The 26920-nt window shown below is 59.6% G+C and carries 23 protein-coding genes; 13 read left to right on the forward strand and 10 right to left on the reverse strand.

Features of this window, described 5'->3' with window-relative positions:
* Window positions 1-20: 20 nt before the first annotated feature.
* Window positions 21-1085 (reverse strand): hypothetical protein, encoded by a 1065-nt coding sequence (locus FDP08_RS11800; RefSeq protein WP_137436345.1) that lies wholly within the window; start codon window positions 1083-1085, stop codon window positions 21-23.
* A 263-nt stretch (window positions 1086-1348) separates the two neighbouring features.
* On the opposite strand from FDP08_RS11800, the gene FDP08_RS11805 reads away from it, so the two are divergent.
* The gene (locus FDP08_RS11805; RefSeq protein WP_137436346.1) at window positions 1349-1621 is read left to right on the forward strand and encodes an HU family DNA-binding protein; all 273 of its coding nucleotides are present in this window, start codon (window positions 1349-1351) and stop codon (window positions 1619-1621) included.
* Window positions 1622-1662: 41 nt separating this feature from the next.
* Here the strand turns inward: FDP08_RS11805 and FDP08_RS11810 are convergent, their stop codons facing one another.
* The 8 genes from FDP08_RS11810 to gshB all read right to left on the reverse strand — a co-directional run bounded on the left by FDP08_RS11810 (window position 1663) and on the right by gshB (window position 8560).
* On the reverse strand, window positions 1663-2586 hold the full coding sequence (locus FDP08_RS11810; protein ID WP_228263362.1) for a putative solute-binding protein: 924 nt from the start codon (window positions 2584-2586) through the stop codon (window positions 1663-1665).
* A 269-nt stretch (window positions 2587-2855) separates the two neighbouring features.
* Window positions 2856-4127: a dihydroorotase gene (locus tag FDP08_RS11815; RefSeq protein WP_137436348.1), complete on the reverse strand. Its 1272-nt coding sequence runs from the start codon at window positions 4125-4127 to the stop codon at window positions 2856-2858.
* Window positions 4124-5137, reverse strand: a complete 1014-nt coding sequence (locus tag FDP08_RS11820; RefSeq protein ID WP_137436349.1) for an aspartate carbamoyltransferase catalytic subunit — start codon at window positions 5135-5137, stop codon at window positions 4124-4126. Before FDP08_RS11820 ends, FDP08_RS11815 begins: the two co-directional genes overlap by 4 nt.
* Before the next feature lie 31 nt (window positions 5138-5168).
* The gene (pyrR, locus tag FDP08_RS11825) at window positions 5169-5678 is read right to left on the reverse strand and encodes a bifunctional pyr operon transcriptional regulator/uracil phosphoribosyltransferase PyrR (RefSeq protein WP_137436350.1); all 510 of its coding nucleotides are present in this window, start codon (window positions 5676-5678) and stop codon (window positions 5169-5171) included.
* Between the two features lie 32 nt (window positions 5679-5710).
* Window positions 5711-6151: a Holliday junction resolvase RuvX gene (ruvX, locus tag FDP08_RS11830; RefSeq protein WP_137436351.1), complete on the reverse strand. Its 441-nt coding sequence runs from the start codon at window positions 6149-6151 to the stop codon at window positions 5711-5713.
* Window positions 6144-6710, reverse strand: a complete 567-nt coding sequence (locus FDP08_RS11835) for a YqgE/AlgH family protein (protein WP_170979023.1) — start codon at window positions 6708-6710, stop codon at window positions 6144-6146. The genes ruvX and FDP08_RS11835 overlap by 8 nt, the downstream gene beginning before the upstream one ends.
* Complete coding sequence (locus FDP08_RS11840) at window positions 6707-7573, reverse strand: energy transducer TonB (protein ID WP_137436352.1); 867 nt, start codon at window positions 7571-7573, stop codon at window positions 6707-6709. Before FDP08_RS11840 ends, FDP08_RS11835 begins: the two co-directional genes overlap by 4 nt.
* A gap of 39 nt (window positions 7574-7612) precedes the next feature.
* Window positions 7613-8560, reverse strand: a complete 948-nt coding sequence (gshB, locus tag FDP08_RS11845) for a glutathione synthase (protein ID WP_137436353.1) — start codon at window positions 8558-8560, stop codon at window positions 7613-7615.
* A 296-nt stretch (window positions 8561-8856) separates the two neighbouring features.
* Here gshB and pilG point away from each other — a divergent pair, with 296 nt between their 5' ends.
* The 12 genes from pilG (at window position 8857) to FDP08_RS11905 (ending at window position 25697) form a co-directional block, all read left to right on the forward strand.
* Window positions 8857-9249, forward strand: a complete 393-nt coding sequence (pilG, locus tag FDP08_RS11850; RefSeq protein ID WP_007154228.1) for a twitching motility response regulator PilG — start codon at window positions 8857-8859, stop codon at window positions 9247-9249.
* 32 nt (window positions 9250-9281) lie between these two features.
* On the forward strand, window positions 9282-9644 hold the full coding sequence (gene pilH, locus FDP08_RS11855) for a twitching motility response regulator PilH (RefSeq protein WP_011787171.1): 363 nt from the start codon (window positions 9282-9284) through the stop codon (window positions 9642-9644).
* 20 nt (window positions 9645-9664) lie between these two features.
* Complete coding sequence (locus FDP08_RS11860) at window positions 9665-10210, forward strand: chemotaxis protein CheW (protein WP_137436354.1); 546 nt, start codon at window positions 9665-9667, stop codon at window positions 10208-10210.
* A 94-nt stretch (window positions 10211-10304) separates the two neighbouring features.
* The gene (locus FDP08_RS11865) at window positions 10305-12380 is read left to right on the forward strand and encodes a methyl-accepting chemotaxis protein (RefSeq protein ID WP_170979024.1); all 2076 of its coding nucleotides are present in this window, start codon (window positions 10305-10307) and stop codon (window positions 12378-12380) included.
* A 27-nt stretch (window positions 12381-12407) separates the two neighbouring features.
* Window positions 12408-13307: a CheR family methyltransferase gene (locus FDP08_RS11870; protein WP_137436355.1), complete on the forward strand. Its 900-nt coding sequence runs from the start codon at window positions 12408-12410 to the stop codon at window positions 13305-13307.
* Window positions 13308-13318: 11 nt separating this feature from the next.
* Entirely contained in the window at window positions 13319-20875 is a 7557-nt protein-coding gene (locus FDP08_RS11875; protein WP_137436356.1) for an Hpt domain-containing protein, read from the forward strand.
* Window positions 20875-21927: a chemotaxis protein CheB gene (locus FDP08_RS11880; protein WP_137436357.1), complete on the forward strand. Its 1053-nt coding sequence runs from the start codon at window positions 20875-20877 to the stop codon at window positions 21925-21927. The genes FDP08_RS11875 and FDP08_RS11880 overlap by 1 nt, the downstream gene beginning before the upstream one ends.
* Window positions 21928-21938: 11 nt before the next feature.
* The gene (locus tag FDP08_RS11885; RefSeq protein WP_137436358.1) at window positions 21939-22400 is read left to right on the forward strand and encodes a chemotaxis protein CheW; all 462 of its coding nucleotides are present in this window, start codon (window positions 21939-21941) and stop codon (window positions 22398-22400) included.
* 86 nt (window positions 22401-22486) lie between these two features.
* On the forward strand, window positions 22487-22978 hold the full coding sequence (locus tag FDP08_RS11890) for a Fur family transcriptional regulator (protein WP_137436359.1): 492 nt from the start codon (window positions 22487-22489) through the stop codon (window positions 22976-22978).
* The gene (znuC, locus tag FDP08_RS11895; RefSeq protein WP_137436360.1) at window positions 22971-23750 is read left to right on the forward strand and encodes a zinc ABC transporter ATP-binding protein ZnuC; all 780 of its coding nucleotides are present in this window, start codon (window positions 22971-22973) and stop codon (window positions 23748-23750) included. Before FDP08_RS11890 ends, znuC begins: the two co-directional genes overlap by 8 nt.
* Window positions 23737-24549, forward strand: coding sequence for a metal ABC transporter permease (locus FDP08_RS11900; protein ID WP_137436361.1), 813 nt, complete (start codon window positions 23737-23739; stop codon window positions 24547-24549). Before znuC ends, FDP08_RS11900 begins: the two co-directional genes overlap by 14 nt.
* Before the next feature lie 113 nt (window positions 24550-24662).
* Window positions 24663-25697, forward strand: coding sequence for a PAS domain-containing protein (locus FDP08_RS11905; RefSeq protein WP_137436362.1), 1035 nt, complete (start codon window positions 24663-24665; stop codon window positions 25695-25697).
* 36 nt (window positions 25698-25733) lie between these two features.
* On the opposite strand, the gene FDP08_RS11910 is transcribed toward FDP08_RS11905, so the two are convergent.
* Window positions 25734-26828: a patatin-like phospholipase family protein gene (locus tag FDP08_RS11910; protein WP_137436363.1), complete on the reverse strand. Its 1095-nt coding sequence runs from the start codon at window positions 26826-26828 to the stop codon at window positions 25734-25736.
* Between the last annotated feature and the right edge of the window lie 92 nt (window positions 26829-26920).

The raw sequence follows: 26920 nt of genomic DNA on the forward strand, positions 1-26920 counted from the left end.
CTCACTCTGGGAATGTTGGTTTACAGCAGATCATCCAGATCCATGGTTTCGACGGTTTCCTTCTCGTCATCCCAGAAGGTTCCCAGCTTGCCGGTCGGCGTACGGTGCCCGGTATTTTCCATCCACATGCGGTCGGATATAGTGACAATCATCTGGGTGGCCATGGCGTCCACGAACGTCCATTCTTCATTCGCCGGTGTTTCGTCGATGGCTTCGGCATGGCTGCGAATAACAGACCGCAGGCGCTCGTGGTCACCCTTGTTCTGAGCGGCAATAGCGTGGAAAACATGGCTGATTCTTACGCCGGCTTCTTCACCCTGTTCATCCGCAATGTCCAGGCGCTGGAAGGGATCCTCACCATCAGGCAGCGCACCGGGGATCATCGACCAGACCGTGGCACGCAAAGCCATGGGCGCACCCCACCACTTGTCGTTCTCAAGGCAGCTGGTGGCCCGGGCAACTGTGGAACCAATATTCTTGGGGACCCCGATGGACGAGGTCGACTGGATCTCTGCATTCAGTGCCTGCAGGCCCGAGAGCAGGCCCGCCAGATAGATAAACTCGCCCAGGTCATCATCAAATCCGGGACATTCGCTCGCATCCGGCTTGCCGTAGAAAGCGTTGTGGTGTTTCCAGCCCCGGTGATAACGCTTGGCGGCCAGTGACAGCGCACGCTTCTGGCGGATCATGGCATCTTCGGCCTGTTCCGCGTTCCTGGCACGCAATGCACCCAGGCTGGCCAGCTCGTGCTCTCGGGCCTGTTCCTCGGCGCAGCCGCCGGCGGACAGGTAGAGCATCACTGCCAGCTGGTCCGGTTCACTGGTTACGCGTCCGAAGGACATCAGCAAAGGTGCAGTGGCCTCACTCATGGCGCAGCCCATGGCCAGATCTTCGCTTTCCAGAAGATAGGGCACAGTGTGATTGCGGGAGAAGCCCTGCATCACGTCGCCGGTGGTTTTGTAGATCATGTTGTTGACGACACCACAACCACTGAGAATCACACCGACAAACACAGCCGATACTGCACCGCGAAACCGGACAAGCCCGTGAGGGAGCCGGCTGGCAGGTTTCAGAATATGTGTCATAACTTCGTACCTTTTTCTTATAGGGCGACCGGAACATGGTCCGGCCGGGGCCGCGCACCAGCTCAGTTACAGTTTGTAACCGAAACGGCATTATCGCCGACAACTCCCTGTTTTTATGCGACTCCGCCCGCAAATGGCGACGGAGATTCAAATGTATCCGGACTACCGGTTTGCACAATGGGTCGCAAACCGCTATAGATTTGGTCAGCCGGCGGTTACGCAGCCGCCGGCCAACAACCAAAAACGACAACAAGGAGTACCCAATGCGCAAACCTGAACTTGCCGCCGCTGTTGCAGACCAGACCGGATTGACCCGTGACAAAGCCAGCGAAGTGATCACCGCTTTCACCGACCAGATCTCCGCAGCCGCTGCCCGGGGCGAAGATACTACCCTGATCGGTTTCGGTACCTTCAACATCCGCAGCCGTGACGCTCGCGATGGCCGTAACCCTCAAACCGGGGCAACCATCCGGATCCCCGCCAGCAAGACTGTCGGCTTCAAGGCAGGCAAGGCGCTGAAGGACTCGATCCGCTAAAGCAGCAACCAGGGGCCGCCCGGCCCCTGGGTATTACCGGCTCAGGACGCGCATTCGGAACGGGAACCATCCACCCGGCAACGGATCGCCTTCATCAGGCTGATGGCTCGTTCGTCATAAACGCCGTCTTCCAGTAACGACAACCGCACCTTGCGAAGCATCTTGTCGTATTCGGCCACGTCCTCCTGTGGCGGATGCATCCACACATCCTCTGGTATCCCGGCTTCCGCTTCAGCAATAATGCCGTAGGCCTCATCAATGCGCTTGATGGCCTGGTCGCGCACCATCTGGCCAGCACTATCCGGGAAGCGGTCGCGATGGATAATTACCTGGAAGTTCATGTAGGCCAGTGCGTACTTGAATACACCTCCGTTCGGGGTAACGCCCTTGTAGAGTTCCAGGGGGGAATAGGCGACCGCCGGCGCGTAGGCCAGGTCGACACTGCCATTGTTGAACTTGCCGGCAAAATTGGCGGAGTTGGAGCCCACCACGGAAGCACCCACATGGCGCACCATGCGTACGGAGGCGGTGTCGAAATCCAGGGTGGCAATGCGTTTGCCCTGCAGCTTTTCCACGGAATCGATAGCCCGGTCACGGGTATGGAGGTACACCGCACCACCGGGGAAAACGCCGGCCACTTCGTAGTCGCCGTCGATCAGGAACGGCCGCGCCTTTTCCTGGCTGAGGGTGTTGTACAGCAGCCGCATTTCCTCCTCACCGGGCACAGCACCCATAGCCTCCAGGGTACCGGTGAATTTGTTGAACTCGCGGGCACGGGTGCCGGTAAGCAGCACTGCGTCACACTGACCGGCCTTGAAGTCTTCGGCCGCGACTTTCTCGTCAGTATAGGCACGCAGGTTCAGCTTTATGCCTTCCTTGAGGGCAATGGGCTGGAAGGTTTTGGTGATAGCGAACAGCGGGCCGTTGGCTCCGACCGGATCAAACACACAGAAGCTTCGCTCCATGAGGTCCGATTCCGCCTGAGCGAACGGCGACAACGCAAGACTGGCACACAGGGCGGCAACCGCTGTGGCCTTTCGCGGTAGGTTGACTAGTTTCACGGGGATGACTCCTGAATTATTATTGTCTGGCCGAGATTAGGTCGGCCACGACAAGAATACGTTGGCACAGGTGCCTGTCATCAAGGGCTCTGAAGCAAAAAGGTAAGGATCTGTGACGGGCTCGACAGAGGTTTCGCAACCTCTGCCACATTTTGCCGACATGAAAGCTCGAGCTACAGGTTATTGTGGGGCCAGACCTGTCGTCCATTGCACAGGGTGAGCCGAACCACACCTGGCAGATCTTTACCGGGCAAAGGAACGTGGCGCCCCACGGAACAGAGGTTGTTGTCGCCCTGCCTCCAGCTGGCAGCGGCGTCGAACACGCACAGGTCTGCCACCGCGCCTTTCCGCAGTTCAGCAGAACGACCAATGACCGAAGCCGGGCCAGTGGTTAGCGCCCGGACCAGGCTTGCCCTGTCCAGCTCCCCCCGCTCCACCAGCAGCAGGCCCATCGACAGAGTGCTCTCGATGGTAGAAAGTCCTGGCTCAGTGGCCGCCATGGGTGCCTGTTTGGCAGCGGAGTCGTGGGGCTGGTGCTGGCTGGTGATGGCATCGATCACGCCGTCACGTACGCCGGCCAGCAGAGCCTGCCGGTCTTGCTCCGAGCGCAGTGGTGGCCGCACATGGTAGCGGCTGTCGAAACCGGCCAATGCCTCTTCGGTAAACAGCAACTGGTGCATGGCGACATCAGCGGTCACTGCGATACCGCGCTTGCGGGCATCGGCCAGCATTTCCACGCTACGGGCACAAGACAACTGACTCAGGTGCAGCCGAACGCCGGTTTCTTCTGCCAGCAGCAGCATTTCCATGGCCGCAGCGGTTTCCGCCACTTCCGGAATACCCAGCAGCCCCAGCCTGGAGGCCACCAGACCATCGTGGGCGTAACCGTCAGCCGCCAGGGCCTGGTTCTCGGGGCTGAACATCACGGTGAGTCCGAAGGTCTGGGCATAGGCCATGCAGCGGCGCAGCACCCGCGCATTCTTCACCGGACGGGCACCGTTGCCCAGGGCAATACAGCCAGCGCTGGCCAGGCCCGCCATATCGCTGAGCAGGTCGCCTTCCAGGCCGCGGGTGATAGCGCCCACGGGCAGTATCCGCACCGCTGAACGCTTGGCAGCGACGTCGAGTATCAGATTGGTGACTGCCCCGGAATCGTTCACGGGCGACGTGTCCGGAGACGCACACAGGGTTGTGAATCCGCCGTGAGCGGCGGCCAGGCTTTCCGAGGCAATATTACCTTTCTGGCCATTGCCCGGTTCACGCAGGTTGCAGCACAGATCCACAAAGCCGGGCGCCAGAATACAGCCGGCAGCATCAAAGTCGCGATCGGCAGACTCTCTTTCAGCAGCCTCGCCTAGCGCGGCAATATGGCCATCGCGAATCAGGAGTGTGGTTTCAGCATCGGTATTCGCCAGGCGGCCACCGGTAATCTTCAGGCTGCTCATCCCTCGGCCCTCCCTGCCAGCTTGCGATTGCGATCTGCCATCTGGCCGCCCATGGCCATGGACATCACCGCCATGCGGATGGCGATGCCGTTGGTGACCTGGTTAAGGATCACCGATTGTGGCCCATCGGCCACTGCCGATTCTATCTCGACACCCCGGTTGATGGGGCCCGGGTGCATTACGATGCAGCCAGGGTCGGCCAGGGCCAGTTTCTCCCGGTTAAGGCCATAGAGCCGGTAGAACTCCCGTTCGCTGGGCAGCAACGCCCCTTCCATACGTTCTTTCTGCAGCCGCAGCATGATCACCACATCCAGATCTTTCATGCCCCGGGCCATATCGTATTCCACGGTGCAGCCCAGGCTCTCCACGTCTCTTGGCAGCAGGGTGGCCGGCGCAATCACCCGCACTTCGGAAGCGCCCAGTTCGTTCAGGGCGCGGATCTGGGAACGAGCCACCCGCGAGTGCAGCACGTCGCCCACGATCGCGACTTTCAGGCCCTCGAAACGACCCTTGTGCTGACGGATGGTGAGCATATCCAGCATGGCCTGGGTAGGGTGGGCATGGCGGCCGTCACCGGCGTTGATAATGGCCACGCCCGGGGTCACGCTTTCGGCAATAAAGTGAGGAGCACCACTCTGGGAATGGCGCACCACGAACATGTCACTGGCCATGGCCTCAAGGTTCAGCAGGGTGTCGGACAGGGACTCACCCTTGGAGGTGGCGGAGGTGTTGATGTCCAGGTTGAGCACGTCCGCCGACAGGCGCTTGGCCGCCAGTTCAAAGGTGCTGCGGGTGCGGGTGCTGGATTCGAAGAACAGGTTCACAACGGTACGGCCCCGCAGCAACGGCACTTTCTTGATGCTGCGCTCACCCACTTCAATAAAGGAATCTGCAGTATCGAGAATTTCAGTCAGTAGCGTACGGTTCAGGCCATCAAGGGTCAGAAAATGCCGTAGCTGGCCGTCGGCGGTAAGTTGAAGGGATGTCGAGGAAGGGTCGTTTGCCGTCATGTGTCGCCTGTTGATGTTATGCGTTCGCTGATTACTTGCCCGTTTCCTGTAATTCTATGTGCAGAGGGTCCGGGCCACGCAATTTCACCCGCTGGTGAGACTGCAGGGCCAGCACCCGGCCGGTTACGTCCGGCTGCACCGGCAGCTCCCGTGCGCCCAGATCCACCAGTGTGGCGAGGATAATACTCGCCGGCCGGCCATAATCGAAAATTTCATTCATTGCTGCACGGATGGTGCGGCCACTCATGATGACGTCGTCAATCAGGATAATGTCCCGGTCTTCGGTGCTGAAAGGCAGGCTGGACGGTTTCACTTTCGGGTTCAGGCCGATGCGGCTGAAGTCATCCCGGTAAAAGGAGATATCCAGCTCGCCCCAGGGTTCTTTCAGGCCCAGGCGCTTGCTCATGACATCCGCCAGCCAGACACCACCCGTGCGAATACCGATCAATGCCGGAGCCGTCACTCCCCGCTCTTCCAGCTTCCTGCGCAGGCCCGCTTCCAGGTCGTCCAGCAGCCGGTCCATATCAAGCAATGCAGTCATTTGAGTCCTCTCATACAACAGCCTGAGCCCGCTCAGGCAGAACGGGATTCCTGCTGATGAAACCAGGTTTCCAGAATCAGTACGGCGGCGCGATCATCCACCCCGTCACGGCCAAAATCACGGCTGCCGCCGGCGGCCATGACATCGCCTTTGGCCTCGAAACTGGTCAAGCGCTCGTCCACCATTTCCACTTCGACATGAAAGCGGCCGTGCAACCGTTTACCGAACTTGCGAGCCCGGGCACACATGTCGTTCTCGGTATCGTCCATGTTCAGGGGCAGGCCTACCAGCACGCAATCCGGCTTCCATTCGTCCAGCAGGCGGCCAATCTGATCCCAGTCCGGGACACCGTCCCGGGCCGCCAGCATGGTCAGGGGTTTGCCGGTACCAAGCAACTCCTGGCCACTGGCAACACCAATTCGCCGGGTGCCGAAATCGAAGGCCATTACCCGGCGGCTTCCGACCTCAGGCATGACCAACAAACTCGCTGAGCTGTTTGAGGTCAATACCGATGAGTTTCAGTACAGCCTGATAGCGGTCTTCCCAGGGGGTGCGGAACAGGATGTCGGGGGTGGCGGGGCAGGTCAGCCAGGCGTTACTTGCCAGCTCGTCTTCCAGTTGCCCCTCACTCCAGCCTGCGTAGCCCAGACAAACCAGGTAGTTTTCGGGCCCGTTGCCGGCGCCAATGTCGGAGAGCACATCCCGGGAAGTGGTCAGCAGAACATCATCAGACACCCGCGCTGTATTCTGCCAGCCGGCATCCGGGGAATGCAGCACGAAGCCGCGTTCCGGCTGCACCGGGCCACCACCGTATACGGGCACGTCCAGTTCGCCACCTTCCATGTCCAGTTGTTCGAGGATTTCCCCAAGGTGAATGTCCAGGGGGTGGTTCACCGTCAGCCCCAGGGCGCCTTCATCGGAGTGCTCGCACAGGTAGATCACCGCACCGTGGAAACGGGGGTCCTGCAAATAGGGAGACGCCACCAGAAACTGGTGTCGCAGACTGTGTGGAGAGTGTTTCGATGCTGTCATCCTGATGTCAGCCCCCGCCGTTCGAATACCCAGGTGCGGATAATTTCCAGTTCGTCGACATTCTCGCGCATATCTTCCGGGAAAGGCGCGAAGGGTGCTGCCATTCGAACGATGCGTATTGCCGCATCGTCAAGCACGGTACTCCCGGATGATTCGAGTATAGCCAGTTCCTTGATTGTGCCATCCTTCTTCAGGGAAACCAGCATACGCAAGTTGCCATAGATGCCGGCCTGCCTCGCCTCTTTAGGATAGTTGATGTTCCCGACCCGGGTCACCTTGCTGACCCAGTTCTGCACGTACCAGGCGTTGGTCGATTTCAGGGTAGAGGCCGCCGTAACACGCATGACTCTGGGCTTCTTGGCATAGGCCTGCCGCTGCTGGTCAAACCTGGCCTCCAGGCTGGCAATTTCCAGACTGCGCTCCATCAGGCTTTTCTTTTCCTTCACCGGCAACGGCTCTTCCGATTCCGGTTCCGAGGTATCCGGCTTCGACACCTGGCGTTCACTACTTGCCTCGGTCTGCACCACAGGTTGTTCCTGCTGGCTCACCGGTTCGACCTGCGACGGCGGTTCCGGCTGAACTTCGGCAATTTCCTGCTGGCTGATGTCCGTGGGCTGCGGCGAGGTCATCTCCACCGCCTCTTCCTCGGTACCGCTGCCTTTCTGGCTGGTCTGGGCGAGGAAATCAGCTTTCTCGGGATCGGTCTCGTCATCAAACTGCGACAGGGTGATTTCCATGGTCTGGGCCGAGGAACGGGGCGATTCCGGCGCAAAGGTAATGCCCAGCACCACAATGGCATGGAGCGCCAGCGCCATGAAAAGCGTAAAAGAAAACCGATCGAAGTCGCTGACCTGTACTGCCATTACTACTGTATACCTTCGGTTAGACCCGGCTGGGGACCATTATTTCAGACGCCGCTCTATGGCATCCATCAACTGGCTGGAGATATCGATTCCGAATGCGGCATCAAGTTCCCGGATACAGGTGGGACTGGTGACGTTGATCTCGGTCAGGTAGTCACCGATCACGTCGATACCGACAAAAATGAGCCCTTTTTCCTTGATCACCGGCGCCACACGATCACAGATTTCCCGGTCCCGGGCAGTCAGTTCGCGGCCTTCGCCCCGGCCACCCGCCGCCAGGTTACCGCGATTTTCCCCATGGGAGGGGATACGCGCAAGTGCATAGGGAACCGGCTCGCCATCAATCAGCAGAATGCGCTTGTCGCCCTGTTTGATCTCGGGAATGTATTTCTGTGCCATGGCCTGGTGGGCACCATGGTTGGTCAGGGTTTCGATGATCACCCCGAGGTTGTCGTCGTTTTCCTTGACGCGGAAGATCGAACGCCCGCCCATGCCATCCACCGGCTTCATGATGACATCACCATGCTCGGCGTAGAAATCCTTCAGCCGCTTGGCAGAGCGGGTCACGATCAGCGGTGGGGTGCAGTCTTCAAACTGGGCTGCGAACAACTTTTCGTTACAGTCACGAAGAGTCGATGCGGGATTGACCACCAGGGCGCCCTGTTGCTCGGCAATCTCCAGTATAAAGGTCGCCATCAGGAACTCGCGGTCCACCGGCGGGTCCTGGCGCATCAGGATAACGTCCAGATCACCCAGCGCCCTCTCCTGGGAGCCACCGAAGCTGAACCAGTCGTCCGGGTTCATGTGCACCGTCAGGTCACGGGTTCGTGCTCTGGCCTGCCCACCCTTCAGGTAAAGGTCCGGCAGCTCCATGTACTCAATTTGCCAGCCCCGCTTCTGAGCGGCCAGCAGCATCGCCAGTGAGCTGTCTTTCTTGAAATGGATCTTCTCGATGGGGTCCATCACAATTCCGAGTCGGACTGTCATAATGCCTCGTCAGGTAAAAGGTTGAAAACACGAACCGGTCTGCAGAGCGCTCTCAGCGATAAGTGCTATGCTGTGAACACAGATGGTATTGTACCCGAGCCGCGAATGCATCCGGAGAAATCCCGTATCAAATACGTGACTTTCCGGGCAGAAGTACATTTGGTCACAAAGTTATACTTTTTATCCGGCCCCCAATACTCTATAAATGAGCGGGATTTATAGAACACCGTTAACGTTTGTGTTAAAACCCCCGGTTGAAAAATAACGACAGTCGCAGAGCGCAAGGCAGTTGGACAATGGATGACAACTTCGAGAATCTGAAGATTATGGTGATCGACGACAGCAAGACCATTCGTCGCACCGCTGAGACCCTTCTGAAGAAGGTCGGTTGCGAAGTCATTACGGCAACAGACGGCTTTGACGCTCTGGCGAAAATTGCCGATTCCCAGCCCAACATCATTTTTGTAGATATCATGATGCCCCGGCTGGACGGCTATCAGACCTGCGCACTCATCAAGAACAATTCCTCTTTCAAAAAGACGCCGGTTATCATGCTCTCCAGCAAAGACGGACTGTTCGACAAGGCCAAAGGCCGAATTGTCGGATCAGACCAGTATCTGACCAAACCGTTCAGCAAGGACGAGCTTCTTAACACTATTCGCCAGTACGTTCCCCAAGCGGAACAGTAAACCTGCTGAAGTAAAGAACTATTGAGGACACCATGGCCCGCATTCTGATTGTTGATGATTCCCCGACCGAGGTTAAGAAAATCTCGACCATTCTGGAAAAGCACAAGCACGAAGTGCTGACGGCCGATAATGGCGCCGACGGCGTTGCCAAGGCCCGCGCAGAAACTCCGGACCTGGTTCTGATGGACGTGGTTATGCCCGGCCTGAACGGCTTCCAGGCCACCCGCCAGCTGACCCGCGCCCCGGAAACCGCGTCCATCCCGGTGGTTATCGTGACCACCAAGGATCAGGAAACGGACCGGGTATGGGGTACTCGTCAGGGTGCCAAGGGCTACCTTGTAAAACCCGTCAACGAAGACGACCTGATCAAAACAATCAACAGCCTGATTGCCTGATCCCCAACCGTGGAGTAAGCATGTCCGCACAGGCCGCCCCCTTTGCCGTTCTGACGGATATCGCCCGACGCAGTCGCACCATGGCTGCCGGTCTGCCGGAACAACAGCAAGCTGTCGAACTCTGGAACGGGATCGGCTTTGTTCTGGCAGGCGAGCGCTACGTTGCGCCCATGGGTGAAGTCACTGAAATCCTCCATGTCCCCCGCTATACCCATATACCGGGGGTTCATCAGTTTATGTTGGGCGCCGCCAACGTGCGGGGCCGCCTCCTGCCACTGGTCGACCTTGCCGGCTTTTTTGAAATCCCCCGCTCTTCCCGCAGCCAGCGTGAGCGCCGGGTGCTGGTTGTGGAGCAGGGCGACGTATTCAGTGGCCTGGTAGTCGACAGTGTCTCGGGCATGCAGTATTTCGCAGTGGACAGCTTCGTGGCATCGCCACAGGATGTGCCTGCAAACGTTCAACCGTTTGTAAATGGCGGTTACGAGCGTAACGAGGAAGTCTGGAAAGTGTTTTCCGCCGCCGAGCTGCTCGGGGACGAACGCTTCCTGGATGTAGCGCAATGGTAAGGGCGGAGACAACGGCAGGAACTCCTTCCCGCCTGCCCAACGCCCGCAGAATCAAACTTGCCAATATTACGAAGAAGAGGCCGGGAGCCAGAAAATGAAAAATAGAGCCGGAAGACTCAGTATGGGACAGGGAGGCAACAAGCTTGTTGCCGGCCTGATCGCCGCACTGATCGCATTGACCGTCCTGCTCGTTGCAGTGCTGTTCATTATCAACAAGGACAGCCAAAACGACCAGGCATACATCGCCCACGCTTCGGAGCTGCGGGTACTGTCACAGGAAATCGCAAAGAACGCGACGGAAGCAGCGGGCGGTACCGCCTCAGCCTTCGACGCTCTGCGACGTTCCCGTGACGAATTCGAGCGCCTGTGGGGTTATGTGGTTGATGGCAACCCGGAAACCGGCCTGCCCCCTAGCCAGCTCGCCCAGGAAAGCGGCGTGCAGGAAACCTGGCAGGAAGTACGGAACAACGCTGACAGCATCCTGTCCACCCGGGACGCGGTACTCGGCCTTCACGAAGTGGCCCGGACCCTGAACGAAACCATCCCGCAGCTGCAGGTGGAATACGACGACATCGTTCAGATCCTGCTGGATAACAACGCGCCTGCCGAACAGATCGCCCTGGCCCAACGCCAATCGCTGCTGGCAGAGCGGATTGTTCGCTCAGTCAACAACGTTCTGTCAGGTGATGAAGACGCGGTTATCGCCGCCGACCGTTTCGGCCGTGACGCCAGCCTGTTCGGCCGTGTTCTTGACGGTCAGGTAAACGGCAACCCGGCCATGGGCATCTCCCAGGTTAACGACGAAGATGCCATCTACGGCCTCGAAGCCGTCGGCGAGCTGTTTGAATTCGTATCCCAGAACGTAGACGCCATCCTTGAAGCCTCTCCCGACCTCTTCAAGGTGCGTACTGCGGCCAGCGACATCTTCCAGAACTCTCAGGTTCTGCTGGACGAGCTGTCGGTTCTTGCCACGAAGTTTACCGGCCAGGCTGGCTCCCGCTTCATCAGCCCGACTCTCGCCTTTATCATTCTGGCTGCCATGGTTGGTATCGTGGTGATGATCGGTGTGGTTCTCTACCGCGAAGCCCAGGAGCGTCTTGCGACGACCCAGGAGCAGAACGAGCAGAACCAGAACGCGATCCTGCGACTGCTGGACGAACTGGCTGATCTGGCCGATGGTGACCTGACAACCGAGGCCACGGTAACCGAGGACTTCACCGGTGCCATCGCCGACTCCATCAACTACGCGATCGACCAGATGCGCGGCCTGGTACAGGCCATTCGTGGTACGGCGGTACGGGTAGCGTCAGCCGCCCAGGAAACCCAGGCCACAGCCATGCACCTGGCGGATGCGTCCGAGCACCAGGCCCAGGAAATTGCCGGCGCCTCTGCAGCGGTCAACGAGATGGCGGTGTCCATCGACCAGGTATCTTCGAACGCTGCAGAATCCTCCGCGGTTGCGGAGCGGTCGGTTGCGATCGCGAAGAAAGGCGCGGAAGTGGTACAGAACACCATCCGCGGCATGGACAACATCCGTGAGCAGATCCAGGAAACCTCCAAACGGATCAAACGCCTGGGTGAGTCTTCCCAGGAAATCGGTGACATCGTCTCGCTGATCAACGACATCGCCGACCAGACCAACATCCTGTCCCTGAACGCAGCCATCCAGGCCTCCATGGCCGGTGACGCGGGCCGGGGCTTCGCGGTGGTTGCGGACGAGGTTCAGCGCCTTGCGGAACGTTCCTCTGCGGCAACCAAGCAGATTGAAGCACTGGTCAAGACGATCCAGTCGGACACCAACGAAGCGGTTATCTCCATGGAGCACACCACCGCCGAGGTGGTCCGTGGTGCCCGTCTGGCCCAGGACGCGGGTATCGCCCTCGAGGAAATCGAGAACGTATCCATGAGTCTGGCGGAACTGATCCAGAACATCTCCAACGCAGCGCGTCAGCAGTCGTCTTCTGCGGCTCACATTTCCAACACCATGAACGTCATCCAGGAAATCACCTCGCAGACCTCTTCCGGTACCAACGCGACTGCGAAGTCCATCGGTAACCTGGCAGAGATGGCGTCTGAACTGCGGTCCTCTGTTGCGGGCTTCACACTGCCCGAAGAGGAGTCAGTCGACCAGGAAGAAGAGGAAGACAGCGACGTTCCGGTGGTGAGCTGATTATCGCTCCGAGGCTGCTGACAGTTTATGGCTGAAACACGCAACCATCTGTCACCTGCCGACGGCATCTGGTCACTGCGCCGACTCCCCGATATGGATGAGGCGCAGTTCAGCCAGTGGCAGACACTGCTTGAGCACCGTACCGGCATTACCCTGTCATCCGGCCGCAAGTCGTTTCTCGAAACCAACCTCGGGATCCGCATGCGGGAGATCGGATGCAGCAGCTACCAGGCCTACTACGAACAGATCGTATCCGGCCCGAATGCCATTATGGAGTGGTCCACCCTGGTGGACCGGCTGACGGTACAGGAAACACGGTTTTTCCGGGATCCGGATGCTTTCAGGCTGGTGTCCGACTATGTACTTACCCGGCCCCGTGAAGCGCTGAAAAAGCGCCCCCTGGAGGCCTGGAGTGTGGGTTGCTCCACCGGCGAAGAGCCCTACACGCTGGCGATGCTGCTGAACGAGTGCATGGAAGGCTTGTCGCTACAGCCACTGTTCGGTGTTACCGGCTCCGACATCAGCAAGCCCGCCATCGACAAGGCCCAGTCCGGCCTGTTCAGTGCGCGCAAGCTGATGGGCATGGACGAAGCCATGAAGGCCAGGTACTTCCGGCCGGCAGAGCGGAACAACGTTGAGATTGTAAAAAGCATCCGGGAGCGGGTGTGTTTCACAAGGCTGAATGTGCTGGACCTGAAACACGCTCCCATGCACGGAATGAACATTATCTTCTGCCAGAATCTGCTGATTTATTTCCGGCGCTGGCGCCGGCGGGAAATCGTAAAACGGCTTGCAGAGCGGCTGGCGCCCGGGGGGTTGCTGGTCCTGGGCCAGGGAGAACTGACCGACTGGCAGCCCCCTGGCTTACAGAGGGTACCCTCGGAACATGTGCTGGCGTGGATCAAACGCCAGACTGACGAAGAATAACCGGAGTGGTTATGGGCAATCACCATGACAGCATAGCCCTGGACTGGGTTCGTGGCGAAATACAGGACACGCTGACCCAGGGTCAGCAAGCACTGGAAGCGTATGTCGAGAATCGAGACGACACCGCGCGCCTGCGCTTCTGCCTGAACTATCTCCACCAGGTTCACGGTACTCTGCAGATGGTTGAGCTTTACGGCGCAGCCCTGTTGACCGAGGAAATGGAGAAGCTCACCCAGGCCGTCCTGAACGAAACCGTCGCCAGTGTGGACGACGCGGTGGAAGTGTTGATGCAGGCTATCCTGCAACTTCCCCAGTACCTGGAACACCTTGCCAGCAGCAAGGATGATTTTCCTATGGTGCTGCTGCCACTGCTGAACGATCTTCGGGCTGCGCGGGGCGAATCACTGCTGTCTGACACCTCGCTGTTCAAGCCAGACCTGGCCCCCTCGAAGGTTGCCGCGGCTGCCAATGTTTCCCAGCGCCTGCAGGATCCGAAGGTTCTCGGCCATATCCGCAAACTTCGCCAGATGTACCAGTTCGCGCTCGCCGGTGTGGTTCGCGAAGCCGATCTGGACGCCCACTTCGATTACATGCAGAAGGTCATCCAGCGGCTGATCCGGTTGTGCCAGAAAACCCCCCGGGGTCAACTCTGGAAAGCGGCCGGCGCGTTTGTGGAAACCCTTCAGGAACACGTCAATCCGGTCAATACCGCCGTCAAGGCACTGTTGCGGGAACTGGACGCAGAAATCCGTCGCCTGACCGACGAGCACGTGGACATCCTGCAACAGGAGGCCCCCGAAGCCCTGCTCAAGCACCTGCTGTATTACGTTGCCCGTGCCCGGGAACTGGATACTCCGCTGGTGCAGGAACTGCGCAACGATTACCGGCTGGAACAGGCGCTGCCGTCCGACGATGACGTCGACGCCGCCAAAAGCCGGGTATCCGGCCCCGGCCGCGATGCCATTCACTCGGTGGTCAGTGCCCTCAACGAAGAGCTTGCCAAGCTCAAGGACCAACTGGATCTGTTCGTACGATCCGAGCTGCGCCAGAACGACGAGCTGGAAGAGCTGCAACCGGGCTTGCGCCAGGTGGCCAATACCCTGGCAGTTCTGGGCCTGGGAATACCCCGCAAGGTCATTACGGAACAGCTGGAGCTGGTGGAGAAGCTCTCCGCCCAGCCGGAAACAGTGGACGATGGTACCCTGATGGATATCGCCGGTGCCCTGCTGTATGTGGAAGCCAGTCTTGCAGGCCTCGACAGCGACCGGCAATCCGAGAGCAGCCGTACTGAGGACGATCAGCAGTCCGTTAACATGGGCTCGCGGGAACTCGGTGACGCCAGCAGCGCCCTGCTGAGGGAATCACGCAATACCCTCGAGCAGGTCAAGACCGCCATTGTCAATTTTATTGCCTCCCAGTGGGAAACCGGTGAAATCGAGCATGTCCCCGGGTTGCTCCACAGCATTCGCGGTGGCTTGAGCCTGATCCCGCTGGACCGTGTTGCCGACATGCTGGCGTCAGCCGAGCGTTACATCACCGATGTGCTGCTTGGCGGCAGGCAGGTTCCGGACTGGAAACAACTGGACACCCTGGCCGATGCCATCACCAGCATCGAGTATTACCTGGAGCGACTGGCCGAAGGCATCGAGGATAACGACAGTGTTCTCAGTGTTGCCGAAGCCAGCCTCAACTCTCTTGGCTTCCCGGTTGGCGCCGAACCCACCTGGCGGCATCCGTCGGAAGAAGAGGTACCGCTGGTCGATGCGGAAGTGCCCACAGCATCAGAAGCGACTGACTCCAAAGGCTCGGACGAAGAGCTTCTGGATGACGAAATACTCGGCATCTTTGTTGAGGAAGCCGAAGAAGTCCTGGAAACCATCAACGAGTTCTATCCCCGCCTGCGCCAGAACCATGACGACCGCGAAGCACTGACCGAAGTTCGTCGTGCGTTCCATACCCTCAAGGGCAGCGGTCGACTGGTAGGCGCTACCAGTATTGGTGAGGTAGCCTGGTCGGTGGAGAATCTGCTGAACCGGGTGATCGACCAGACGCTTCGCCCCAACGACGACATGTTCAGCCTGATCGACGACGTCAACGCTCGAATTCCGGCGCTGATCAATGATTTCCGTAGTGGCCGGTCTGATGGCGACGTCGCAGAGCTCATCGAGCGCGCCGAAGCCATGTCCACTACCCGAAAAACTGACAGTGACAGCGCTACTGCTGAGTCTGAAGCGGAATCCGACAGCGACGAGTCCGATGCAGAAGTACCATCGGAAGACCGGACAGAGACTCCGGCTGCCCAGGAGCAGATCACTGTCGAAGACAGCTCTGATGACGATCTCATCGACGACGAAATTCTCGAAATCTTTATCGAGGAAGCCGGTGAGGTTCTGGATACCATCCGCGAATTCCTGCCCATGTTGCTGCGGCAGCACGACGACCGCACCGCGCTGTCTGAGGTCCGACGGGCGTTCCACACCCTGAAGGGCAGTGGCCGTATGGTTGGAGCGCTGGTTGTTGGCGAGCTGGCGTGGTCCGTCGAAAACATGCTCAACCGCGTGATCGACGGCAGCATCTTCATGAACGATGACATCGCCGGTTTGCTGGACGAAGTCACGGCTGTCCTTCCTGAGCTGGTCGAAGACTTCGAGAAGCGGCGCGCTCCGTCCCGTGATATCTCGACGCTCGAAGCCCGCGCCAAGGCCCTGGCGAACGGTGAGATCCCTGATGCCAGCACCATGCCACCTTCAGAGCCACAGGCCTCTGCTGATGAACAGCCCACGACGGAAGCCCTGCTGACCGATGACGACGAAGACGCTGCAGTCGACCCGGTACTGCTGGATATCTTCGAGAGCGAGACCGAGACCCACCTGCAAACCCTGCAGGACTTTATTCACGCCGCTGGCGACAAGGCCAGCGTTGCCTATACCGACGACCTTTCCCGCGCCCTTCATACCCTGAAAGGCAGCGCGCACACCGCCGGTATCGGCCCGATCGCCGCTGTCATTACTCCGCTGGAACGGTTTGTAAAAGAATCCCGCGCCCAGAACAAGCGGGCAGACCAGGAGGTTATCGGCCTGATTGGCGATGCCTGTCACTTCCTGACCCAGGGCCTGAGCCAGATCCGCGAGAATCCGCAGGGAGACCTTCCCGGCACAGACAGCTTCCTGGATCGGCTGGAACAGATCAGCAATGCCACATTGCGCAGCGCCCGTTCCCGTGATGATGAATCCGACGAGGATAACCGGCCGCAGCTGGTTCAGCTATTCCTCAACGAAGGCCTGGACATCCTGCTGGATGCCGACCGGATTCTTGACGAGTGGGCAGAACACCCTGAACAGACCGCTGCACTGGATACCCTGCGCACGGAATTGCGCCAGTTGACGGAGGGCGCACAACAGGCTGGCCTGGCAGACGTCGCCGAACTCTCGGGGGCGCTTACAGACGTCTACGAGCGCGCTGCGAAACCGGGGTTCCAGCCAGACCCGTCCTTCTTCGAGACCATCCGCGCTGGCCACGAACACCTGATCAACATGATGGACCAGGTCGCTGCCGGGCTTGCCACTGAGAGCGGTGATGAGCTGATTGCCAGCCTGGATGCGCTGGCCGTGGATATTTCCGAAGAAGCACCGGATGAGACACCGGATGCCTTTGAACAGGAATTCACCGGTGACCTGGAGGAAATCGACCGCAGCTTTGAGCTTGAGGCAGAGGAGACCCCGGAAGAACAAAGTGACGAACTGCCACCGTTGGCGGAAACCGATGAAGATATGGATCAGGAGCTTGCGGAGATCTTCCTTGAGGAAGCCCGCGACCTGATCGACAGCACCGCCGATGCCCTGCAGAACTGGAGCGACAATACCGGCAATCTGGATCTGTTGCGCCTGCTACAAAGGGACCTGCACACACTGAAGGGCGGTGCGCGTCTTGCCGATATCCCGTCCATCGGTGACCTGTCCCACGAACTGGAAAACCTGTTCGAAGGCCTGACCGAACAGCGGCTTGCCGTTACCGGTGAACTGTCCGATTTGCTGTTCCGCTGCCACGACCGTTTGGCGGGCATGGTGGATGCCCTGGAACAGAATGAGCAACCCCGGCCGGCACCGGACCTCATCAGTGAAATCCACGCCTACATGGACAGTGCCACTGGCTCTCGCCCGGTGACGGACGTGAACCACGATGACCTCGAAACCGAAGCGGATGAAGACATTCCTCTGGCCGACCTGGACCAGGACGATAGTCCGGAACCGGAAACCCCGGCGGAGGTTCCGGAAGACGCTCCTGAAGAGGAACACGCCACCGATCTCTCCCACCTCGACCCGGAGCTGACCGGCATCTTCCTCGAAGAAGCCTACGACCTGATCAACTCCACCGGCAGCGCGCTGCATACCTGGAGCGAAGACACCTCCAACCGCGAAGTTGCGGCAGAGCTGCAGCGTGACGTGCACACCCTCAAAGGCGGCGCCCGCATGGCCGGTGTCGACGCCATTGGCGACCTGACCCATGTGCTGGAAGACCTGTTCGAGAAAGTGGCGGAAGGCCAGCTCAGCGCCAGTGACGAGATGAACGATCTGCTGTTCGCCTGTCACGACAGGCTGGCACAGATGGTTGAGCAGGTTGCCACGCAAAAACCGTGTCCGCCGGCAACAGCACTGGTTGCGCAGGTGCAAGCCATTCTCTCCGGCAAGCCGATGCCGTCGGCAGAACCTGAAGAACCTGCGGAAGAGCCGGGAGCAGCAACCGATACATACGACGAAACAGAAGCAAACGACGAACAGCCGGCGTCCGTCGCAGACGCCATACCACAGGCCTCCGATGATGACCTGGTAGGCATCTTCCTTGATGAAGGCCTGGAGATACACGAAGCCATTGGCGAATGCATTGCCCAGTGGCGCGATGAACCGGAAGAACTTGTCGGCGTAACCCAGCTTCAGCAGGAACTGCACACCCTCAAGGGTGGCGCGCGCCTGTCCGACGTTGACCCCATTGCCGATCTGGCCGAAGCCTGGTCAGACGCCCTGGATCCACTGATTGCCGGTGCCAGCAACCAGTCGACTCTGCTGGAGCTCAGCGAAAAAGCTCATGGGTCCTTGCGGAACATGCTCGCCAGCCTGGAAGACGGCAGCAAGCCGGCTGCCGACAAGACGCTCATCGAGGCATTGAAAGATGCCCACAAAGCGTCTGGCGAAGAGCTCTCCGAGGGTACCGCGCCTGCCGAAGCCTCCAGCGAAGAGGATGCTGTTGACGCCGAAGTACTGGAGATCTTTCTGGAAGAGGCCGGCGAGATCCTTGACCAGCTGGAACAGTTACTGGACGACTGGCGCAAAGACCCGGCCAACCACCATTTCAACCAGGAAGCCCAGCGTGCACTGCACACCCTCAAGGGTGGAGCAAGGCTGTCCCAGCTTGGCGAGCTGGGAGACAAGGCCCATGGCCTGGAGACACGGCTGATCGACCTGGGTGGCAACACTCCGGGCGACGAGGCCTGGCAGGCCATTACCAAAGATCACGATGCCATCGTGGCGCTGGTTGCGGATATCCGCAGCCGGTTCGAGAATACCGGTGCGGTTCCCGAACCCGCCAAACCGGAAGCGAAAACACCAGAAGCGCCCAGGGCGCCCGAGCCGGTGGCCGAAAAGCCTGCCGAGCCGGAAAAACCGGTGGCGCCAGCGCCCAAGCCCAACAAAGTGCCCTCCAAGGCACCGGCAAAAGGGGCTGCCGCCCAGCGCGCGCCACAGGAAACCATTCGGGTATCCGCACCGCTGCTGGACGAACTGGTCAACCTGGCCGGTGAAACCAGTATTACCCGTGGACGCCTGGAACAGCAGACCAGTGACTTCAGCCACAACCTCGACGAAATGGCCGCCACCATCGAGCGTCTGCGTGAACAGCTGCGCCGGATGGAGATCGAGACAGAGACCCAGATCCTTTTCCGCGCCGAGAAAGAGCACGGCCCGGACTACGGTGATGACTTCGACCCGCTGGAAATGGACCGCTATTCCGCCATTCAGCAGCTGTCGCGCGCATTGACGGAATCCTCCTCTGACCTTGCGGACCTGCGGGAAACCCTGTCCGACCGGGTACGGGATACCGAGACCCTGCTGGTACAACAGTCGCGGATCAACACGGAACTCCAGGAAGGTCTGATGAAGACCCGTATGATTCCGTTTGCTTCCATGGTGCCCAGGCTGCGCCGTATTGTTCGCCAGATCAGCGGCGAGCTCAGCAAGAAGGTCGAGTTTGATGTCCGTAACCCGGAAGGGGAAATGGACCGCAATATCCTTGAGCGCATGATTGCGCCGCTGGAACACATGCTGCGTAACGCGCTGGACCATGGTATCGAGACCCCCGCAGACCGCAAGAAAGCCGGCAAGCCGGAAACCGGTGAAGTGACCCTGTCGCTGACCCGTGAAGGTGGCGATGTGGTACTGCGGATGATCGACGACGGCGCCGGCATACCGGCCCAGGTCATTCGTGACAAGGCCATTCGCCAGGGCATGATGTCGGCGGATGAAGATCTGAGCGAGCGCGAAGTCCTGCAGTTCATCCTGCAGCCAGGCTTCTCCACCGCACAACAGGTCACCCAGATTTCCGGCCGTGGCGTCGGCATGGACGTGGTTGCCAGCGAGATCAAACAGCTTGGCGGCAGCCTGGATATCGACTCCACGGTCGGCAAGGGCACCGTATTCACCGTTCGCCTGCCATTCACGGTATCCGTCAACCGGGCATTGATGGTCTCTACCGGCGAGGATTTCTACGCCATCCCGCTGAACACCATTGAAGGTATCGTACGGGTCAGCACCTATGAGCTTGAGGAATATTACAAGCCAGAAGCGCCCCTTTACGAATACGCCGGCCAGCAGTACCGCCTGCAGTACCTGGGCAGCCTACTGAACAGTGATCACCATCCCAAGCTTCAGGGCCAGGCCCTGCCACTGCCGGTCATCCTGGTGCGTGGTGCCGAGCAGCCCATGGCCCTGCAGGTGGACAGCCTGATGGGCAGTCGCGAAATCGTGGTCAAGTCTCTTGGCCCGCAGTTCAGTACCGTACGTGGTGTGTCCGGTGCCACCATCCTTGGTGATGGTAACGTGGTGGTGATCCTCGACCTGCCGGCAATGATTCGTTCCGACATCCTTTCCGAGCGCCAGCGAATTGCCAACCTCGAGAAGGCCAAGGAAGCCTCACGCCGCGTGGAACAGTCCACCGTGGTTATGGTGGTGGACGACTCGGTCACCGTGCGCAAGGTTACCTCCCGCCTGCTGGAGCGTAATGGCATGGAAGTGATCACGGCCAAAGACGGCCTGGATGCGGTGGCACAGCTGCAGGATCACAAGCCCGACATCATCCTGCTGGACATCGAGATGCCCCGCATGGACGGTTTCGAAGTGGCCAGCTTTGTGCGCCATGATGAAAACCTCAAGGATACGCCGATCTGCATGATCACTTCCCGTACCGGGGAGAAGCACCGTGAGCGGGCGTTGGCCATCGGTGTCAACGAATACCTCGGCAAGCCTTTCCAGGAGACCGAACTGCTTGACACCATCACGCGGCTGACCGGGAATCAGTGATGGCCGGCCAGCCAGGACGGCCAGCGGTCGGTATCGTCTCGGACATCGTCCTGCAGCGCCACCGGCTGCAGGAAGCCACGTCCAGGTTCGGCCTGGACGTTTGCTTTTCTGGCGACCCGGATCGTCTCCAGGGTTACCCGGAATTTCCGGATGCCAGCCTGTGGCTGATCACCCTGGAAGACGAGGCGGACCATCCGGTCCTGTTTGATCATCTGCTGGAGAATACCGAGGCACCGGTTCTTTTTGGCCTGGACCCGGCCCCTAAGCCCGGCAGCACCGACTATTTTCGCTGGGAACGCCGGTTGCTGGACAAGCTGGAGCAGTCCCTCGGACACATAGAGAAGCTGGATTCCGCGGCGGCTATCGAGGAGCTGGCCAACGAGCAGCCACAAACGGCGACCTCACCCACACTGCCCCACTGGATTCCGCCCGCATCGGCAGATCTGCCGGCCGAAGAAATCTGGATTCTGGGTGCATCACTCGGTGGCCCTGCCGCGGTTAAAACCTTCCTCGACAACCTCCCACCCGGCTTACCGGTGGGTTTTGTCTATGCTCAGCATATCGATAACAATTTTACCGAGGTGCTCACCCGGGTTCTGGGGCGCCACGCTCACTACCAGCTGAAACCGGCAGAGAACGGCTATCGGATCCACAACGGTGACGTTATCCTGATGCCGGTGGAGCATGAATGGTCGCTGGACGACAGCGGTGCACTCCTGCAGCGGGATACACCCTGGCCGGGACCCTACGGCCCGTCCATCGACCAGGTGCTGCTGAATATCGGCGACCATTACGGTGCCCATTGCCACGCCATCGTGTTTTCAGGCATGGGCAATGACGGCGCCATTGCCGCGCCGTTGCTGAAGGCTTATGGTAGCCGCATCTGGGTGCAGGAAAGCTCCAGTTGTGGCAACAGTTCGATGCCCGATTCTGTGGCAGCCACGGGCTGCTCTGTGTTCTGTGGCACGCCGGAACAGCTGGCCCGAGAACTCGTCAAAACGATTGAAGAATCCTGCCTGCTCAAGGGCCGGCAAAAACGGGATTCCGCCTGAGGAAATGAGTAATGAACGACAACAGCCAAACCCTGCCCTGCGTTATGATCCCCATGAGCGGAAAACAACTGCTGTTACCGAACGTTTCGATAGCGGAAGTCGTGGATTTTGTCAGTTCCGACCCGGCAGCCAATACGCCGGAATGGCTGGTCGGTGAGCTGGACTGGCGCGGTCTGAACCTGCCGGTTATATCCTACGATGCAGCCAATGGCGGCAAGCTCACGGTTCCCGGGGGCAACCGGGGGCGCATTGTGGTGCTGAACACCATTGGCGATCACCATAATTCGGTGCCCTTCATGGCCCTGGTCACCCAGGGTATTCCCAGCCAGAACCGCCTGACTGAGGATCAGATCAAACAGATTGACGGCGAGACCGGCCCCGCCGACCTGATGGTGGTTGAAGTTGAGGGGGAAACCGCCATCATTCCGGATCTTGGCTACCTTGAGTCCCTCGCACTGGAAGCATCCCGCTAGCCGAACCACCCCTGTGACAGTCAACGCAGACGTGGCACTGTGATTTGCTAATGTTATAATGTTGCAAATTTCGCAGGACAGTGCCCATGTCATCCAGCGCTCTTCCCTATCGCCCCCACAATCACGAGGCCTGTGTTACCCAGGCACTGGCTGACGCCAGAACCATCTGTCAGCAGCATAATGCCCGCCTGACGCCAACCCGCGAGCGGGTACTGGAGTTGATCTGGCAGTCCCACAAGCCTCTCGGTGCCTATGACGTTCTCGCTGTGCTGGCAGAAGATGGCCACAATGCCGCGCCACCCACCGTGTATCGTGCCCTGGACTTCCTCCAGCAATACGGACTGGTGCACCGCATTGCCTCGCTGAATGCCTTTACAGGCTGTACCCACGCTGGCAAGAACCACAATGGCATGTTCCTGATCTGCCGTTCCTGCGGGAACGTGCTGGAACTGACAGCGCCCGCCGTTTCCAGTGCCGTCCATACCGCCGCTGCGGAAGAAGCCTTCCGGCCGGAGGATGTCACCATTGAGGTTTCCGGCTACTGCCCGCGCTGTGCATCGGATAATGCCCATGACTGAAGCACTGGTAGAACTCCGACGGGTCACCATCAACTTCGACAACCGCCCCGTGGTGGATCAGGTGGATCTGCGGGTTCAGCGGGGAGATATCATTACGATTATCGGCCCCAACGGCGCTGGCAAGACCACACTGATCAAGGCGGTGTTGGGCATTCAACCCATCTCCGACGGCGCCCTGACCATGGCGCAGGGGCTCACCATCGGTTATGTGCCCCAGCACCTGACGCTGGAGTCCACCTTACCGCTCAGCGTAAAACGATTCATGCTGCTCAGTGGCCGCTCCCACCAGGAATGTCGGGAGGCACTGGCCAAGACAGGTGTGGATCACCTGCTTGATGCCTCTGTCCACCATCTGTCAGGTGGCGAGAAGCAGCGGTTGCTGTTGGCCCGGGCGCTGGCCCGCAGGCCGGATCTGCTGGTACTGGACGAACCCGCTCAAGGCGTTGATATAAACGGGCAGGCAGCCCTTTACGACCTGATCAGAAACCTCAGGGATGATCTGAACTGTGGCGTGATCATGATCTCCCACGATCTGCACCTGGTCATGGCGGCTACTGACAAGGTTATCTGCCTCAACCAGCACGTGTGCTGCAGTGGATACCCCGCGGACATCTCCCACGACCCGGCTTTCATTGAAACCTTCGGGCGTCCGGTAGCGGAAAGCCTGGCCGTTTACCATCACCGCCACAACCACAGCCACGACCTGCACGGCGATGTGGTCTCCGGCGACCACGATGATGCCCATGGAGAGTGCTCCCATGCCCATCATTGATGCCGTCCTCGGGGATTTTTTCTGGCGTGCACTGATCGGCGGCCTTGGCGTTGCCCTGGTGGCAGGACCGCTCGGCTGTTTCGTGGTCTGGCGGCGTATGGCCTACTTCGGCGATACCCTGGCCCATTCCGCACTGCTGGGCATTGCCCTGAGTTTTCTGATCAGCGTTCCCATCAACCTGGGGGTAATCATCACCTGCGTGGTACTGGCAGTGGCTCTGGTTCTGTTTTCCCGCAGCAAGACTCTGGCCACCGATACCCTGCTGGGAATTCTGGCCCACAGTGCACTGGCTATCGGCCTGGTGACACTGAGCTTTATGCCCGACATACGCGTGGACCTGACCGGCCTGCTGTTTGGCGACCTGCTGGCCATGAGCCGCCATGACCTGCTGTGGATCTATGGGGGTGCCTTGTTGATTCTGGGGTTGCTGACAGTGCTGTGGCGGGGACTGCTGATGAGTACGATTCACGAAGAACTGGCCAGGGTTGAAGGTGTGCCGGTAGAACGCCTGCGACTGGCACTGATGCTGATGTTTTCCATAGTTATCGCCGTAGCCATGAAAATCGTCGGGGTACTGTTGATCACTGCCTTGCTGATTATTCCTGCTGCTACTGCACGCCGCCTGGCAACCAATCCGGAGCACATGGTGGGACTGGCGATCGTCTTCGGTTTTGTGGCCGTTACCGGGGGGCTGACACTGTCCTGGCACCTTGATACTCCGGCCGGCCCTTCCGTGGTGGTCACCGCCTTTTCCGTTTTCCTACTGGTTTATGGCTCGGCGCGACAGATCCAGGCCTGACGCCGGGTACTACAGACCGGGTTTCCGGGTGCTGTGGCCACGATCCAAAGTGTAGACTAAGGTATAGGGCACGCAGTCACCCCAAAATCTCGCCCACGGTTACGGATCAACCTATGGAAAACCCCGAACTGACAGGGAAAGGACACCTTCTGGCGCTGCCACACCTGTGGGCACCACTGCTGGTCCTCGCCGCCGGCCTGGCAATTACCGGCTTCACGGCCCAGGCTCTGGGAAAGCAGGCCCGCGCCTTGGCCGAAGAGGTCTATCACCGACAGCACAACACCCTTGTTGCCCGACTGAGCGGCTACGAGGAGCTCCCTCCCTTAGCTACCGCTGGGCCTGTACCCGAGCAGCCAGTGAACGACTCGGCATCCGTCGAACTCTGGCTCGCAGCCGTGTTCAAAAACTCTGTGCCAGGCATGCTGAACCTGCGGATTGATACTCTTGAACGACATACCAAGACTCCGCTGTTTCAGACCATTCATACCGCAAACCCGGACCGATCCCGGTCACTGCGTTCGGAAATCGCCATCGGGGAACATCGCTGGCTGCTAACCACCATGCCTGATACCCGGTTCCTGGAACGCCCGGCGCGACAGTCTTTTCGATTCGTGTGGCTGGCGGGCCTGGTAACAACCCTTCTGGCAACGCTGGTTCTGGTCCTGCTGTGCCTGCGATTGCGGCGCTGGCAGACCCATTACCACACTGCCAACAAGGGGCGTGAGGAATTCCAGCAGCAAATCCACAATATGCAGGTTGAAAAATCGATTCTGCGGCAGGCGTTGAATGATAGCGAACAGCGCAGTCGCGACCTGGTAGCGCTTTCCGGGGCGACGATCTGCGAGCTGGATGAGGAAGCCAACACCGGATACATCTCCCCCCAGGTGGCTGATCTGTTGCAAATGGCACCGACTGATCTTACCGGGCGGCCCTTCGAACAACTGGTGGTCCCGGATTGCCTGAACAATTTCCGCAGGACACTCCAGGCCTCGCGGCAGGAGCAGCAGATACAGCGTATTGACCTGAAACTTCTGGATGCCGACGACCAGCGGGTTCCGGTAACCCTTCGGGTTCTGGCATTGCGGGATACGTTGCACGGTTTCAGCGGCTACCGTCTCAGCCTTCAGCCCTGTACTCAGGCAACGTAGCCTGGTTTTCAGGTGCAGGCTGACGATTGAGAGTTATCAGCGCTTCCCATCCAGAGGCCGCAATACGTCTTTAAGGCGGCCGGATTCCACCAGTTCCAGGAACTCGTCACCCAGGCGGTCGCTCTCGGCGATGGCCTTGCGCCAGGCGCGCTCGCGGCCGGCGTCGTCGCCGAGGTAACGCTCGAAATCCTTGCGGTCCGGCAGTTTTTTGTCCGGCAGCGACTCCAGGTATTCCGGTGACGGCGACACCAGCAGAACATCCTGCAACCGGGTGGCGTCGCCGCGGCGCCAGGGCAGGGTTTTGTCGAACCAGCCCGGAACCACCTTATCGGTGAAATGGGGATAGAGGATAACGCCAGGCTGTTCGTAGGGCAGATCCAGGTGGTAATCCAGCAAGCCGCCGTCGCGGTAGAGACCATCTGGAGCGCCGGGGATGTTACGCACCCCTGACATCACCATGGGAATAGAGGCGGACGCCAGCAGGGCCGGCATCAGGTTGTCGCGACTCAGGGCTACTTCGTGGCTGGGGAAATCCACCAGTTTGGCCAGCGGTGCTTTAACCCGGGCGTCGTGGATGATACCGCGCTCCATAAAGCGGCCCAGGTGGCGGCGGCTGACCATGTTGGCACTGATGGCATTCATCAGGCCCAGGCTGAGGCGCCCCCTGGTATCGTGCTCCAGCATGCCGCGGCTGCGAACAACGACAATGTTCAGGCGGTACCAGGGGTGGTTGAGGATATGGTCTTCACAGCCGGCCAGCAGCTCCTCCAGGAACAACACGCTCCTGCGGCTGACTTCTGCCATGCTGACGCCCTTGGCGAAGCGCTGGGAGGTGTACAGGTCTGCCAGACGGGCCAGCTGTTCCTTGGGGTCGTCCGTTGACGCTACCGCGGCAAACCGCCAGCTACCGATGGAGGAGCCGATCAGCGAGCGCACCTGGGGTACAGCAGGTAGAAATTCTCCGAATATGGCCTTGTCCAGGCCGGAAATACCCAGTGCCTTGGGGCCCCCTGCCGCTCCGGGAACCACATGCACATCGGCTGCGGTAAACGGCTGTTGCTGCAACCGTTCAAAAGCACGGCTGCCAGCGCGAATGGTCAGCCCTGGCGGTCGGGTGTGAACAGCGGTCATAACGGCTCCTTGCTCAGAACCCGCAAGTTTATCGAACTGCAGGCCGGGCAGCCATAGCGGTGGCGGCATTCATGTCGGCACTGAAAACCGGC

The organism is Marinobacter panjinensis (genome assembly GCF_005298175.1).
Taxonomy (GTDB): Bacteria; Pseudomonadota; Gammaproteobacteria; order Pseudomonadales; family Oleiphilaceae; genus Marinobacter; species Marinobacter panjinensis.

What these genes read in the sequence shown, in the direction of transcription:
- FDP08_RS11800 (WP_137436345.1), bottom strand. Translation starts at nt 1,085, where the DNA reads ATGACACATATTCTGAAACCTGCCAGCCGGCTCCCTCACGGGCTTGTC.
- FDP08_RS11805 (WP_137436346.1), top strand. Translation starts at nt 1,349, where the DNA reads ATGCGCAAACCTGAACTTGCCGCCGCTGTTGCAGACCAGACCGGATTG.
- FDP08_RS11810 (WP_228263362.1), bottom strand. Translation starts at nt 2,586, where the DNA reads ATGGAGCGAAGCTTCTGTGTGTTTGATCCGGTCGGAGCCAACGGCCCG.
- FDP08_RS11815 (WP_137436348.1), bottom strand. Translation starts at nt 4,127, where the DNA reads ATGAGCAGCCTGAAGATTACCGGTGGCCGCCTGGCGAATACCGATGCT.
- FDP08_RS11820 (WP_137436349.1), bottom strand. Translation starts at nt 5,137, where the DNA reads ATGACGGCAAACGACCCTTCCTCGACATCCCTTCAACTTACCGCCGAC.
- pyrR (WP_137436350.1), bottom strand. Translation starts at nt 5,678, where the DNA reads ATGACTGCATTGCTTGATATGGACCGGCTGCTGGACGACCTGGAAGCG.
- ruvX (WP_137436351.1), bottom strand. Translation starts at nt 6,151, where the DNA reads ATGCCTGAGGTCGGAAGCCGCCGGGTAATGGCCTTCGATTTCGGCACC.
- FDP08_RS11835 (WP_170979023.1), bottom strand. Translation starts at nt 6,710, where the DNA reads ATGACAGCATCGAAACACTCTCCACACAGTCTGCGACACCAGTTTCTG.
- FDP08_RS11840 (WP_137436352.1), bottom strand. Translation starts at nt 7,573, where the DNA reads ATGGCAGTACAGGTCAGCGACTTCGATCGGTTTTCTTTTACGCTTTTC.
- gshB (WP_137436353.1), bottom strand. Translation starts at nt 8,560, where the DNA reads ATGACAGTCCGACTCGGAATTGTGATGGACCCCATCGAGAAGATCCAT.
- pilG (WP_007154228.1), top strand. Translation starts at nt 8,857, where the DNA reads ATGGATGACAACTTCGAGAATCTGAAGATTATGGTGATCGACGACAGC.
- pilH (WP_011787171.1), top strand. Translation starts at nt 9,282, where the DNA reads ATGGCCCGCATTCTGATTGTTGATGATTCCCCGACCGAGGTTAAGAAA.
- FDP08_RS11860 (WP_137436354.1), top strand. Translation starts at nt 9,665, where the DNA reads ATGTCCGCACAGGCCGCCCCCTTTGCCGTTCTGACGGATATCGCCCGA.
- FDP08_RS11865 (WP_170979024.1), top strand. Translation starts at nt 10,305, where the DNA reads ATGAAAAATAGAGCCGGAAGACTCAGTATGGGACAGGGAGGCAACAAG.
- FDP08_RS11870 (WP_137436355.1), top strand. Translation starts at nt 12,408, where the DNA reads ATGGCTGAAACACGCAACCATCTGTCACCTGCCGACGGCATCTGGTCA.
- FDP08_RS11875 (WP_137436356.1), top strand. Translation starts at nt 13,319, where the DNA reads ATGGGCAATCACCATGACAGCATAGCCCTGGACTGGGTTCGTGGCGAA.
- FDP08_RS11880 (WP_137436357.1), top strand. Translation starts at nt 20,875, where the DNA reads ATGGCCGGCCAGCCAGGACGGCCAGCGGTCGGTATCGTCTCGGACATC.
- FDP08_RS11885 (WP_137436358.1), top strand. Translation starts at nt 21,939, where the DNA reads ATGAACGACAACAGCCAAACCCTGCCCTGCGTTATGATCCCCATGAGC.
- FDP08_RS11890 (WP_137436359.1), top strand. Translation starts at nt 22,487, where the DNA reads ATGTCATCCAGCGCTCTTCCCTATCGCCCCCACAATCACGAGGCCTGT.
- znuC (WP_137436360.1), top strand. Translation starts at nt 22,971, where the DNA reads ATGACTGAAGCACTGGTAGAACTCCGACGGGTCACCATCAACTTCGAC.
- FDP08_RS11900 (WP_137436361.1), top strand. Translation starts at nt 23,737, where the DNA reads ATGCCCATCATTGATGCCGTCCTCGGGGATTTTTTCTGGCGTGCACTG.
- FDP08_RS11905 (WP_137436362.1), top strand. Translation starts at nt 24,663, where the DNA reads ATGGAAAACCCCGAACTGACAGGGAAAGGACACCTTCTGGCGCTGCCA.
- FDP08_RS11910 (WP_137436363.1), bottom strand. Translation starts at nt 26,828, where the DNA reads ATGACCGCTGTTCACACCCGACCGCCAGGGCTGACCATTCGCGCTGGC.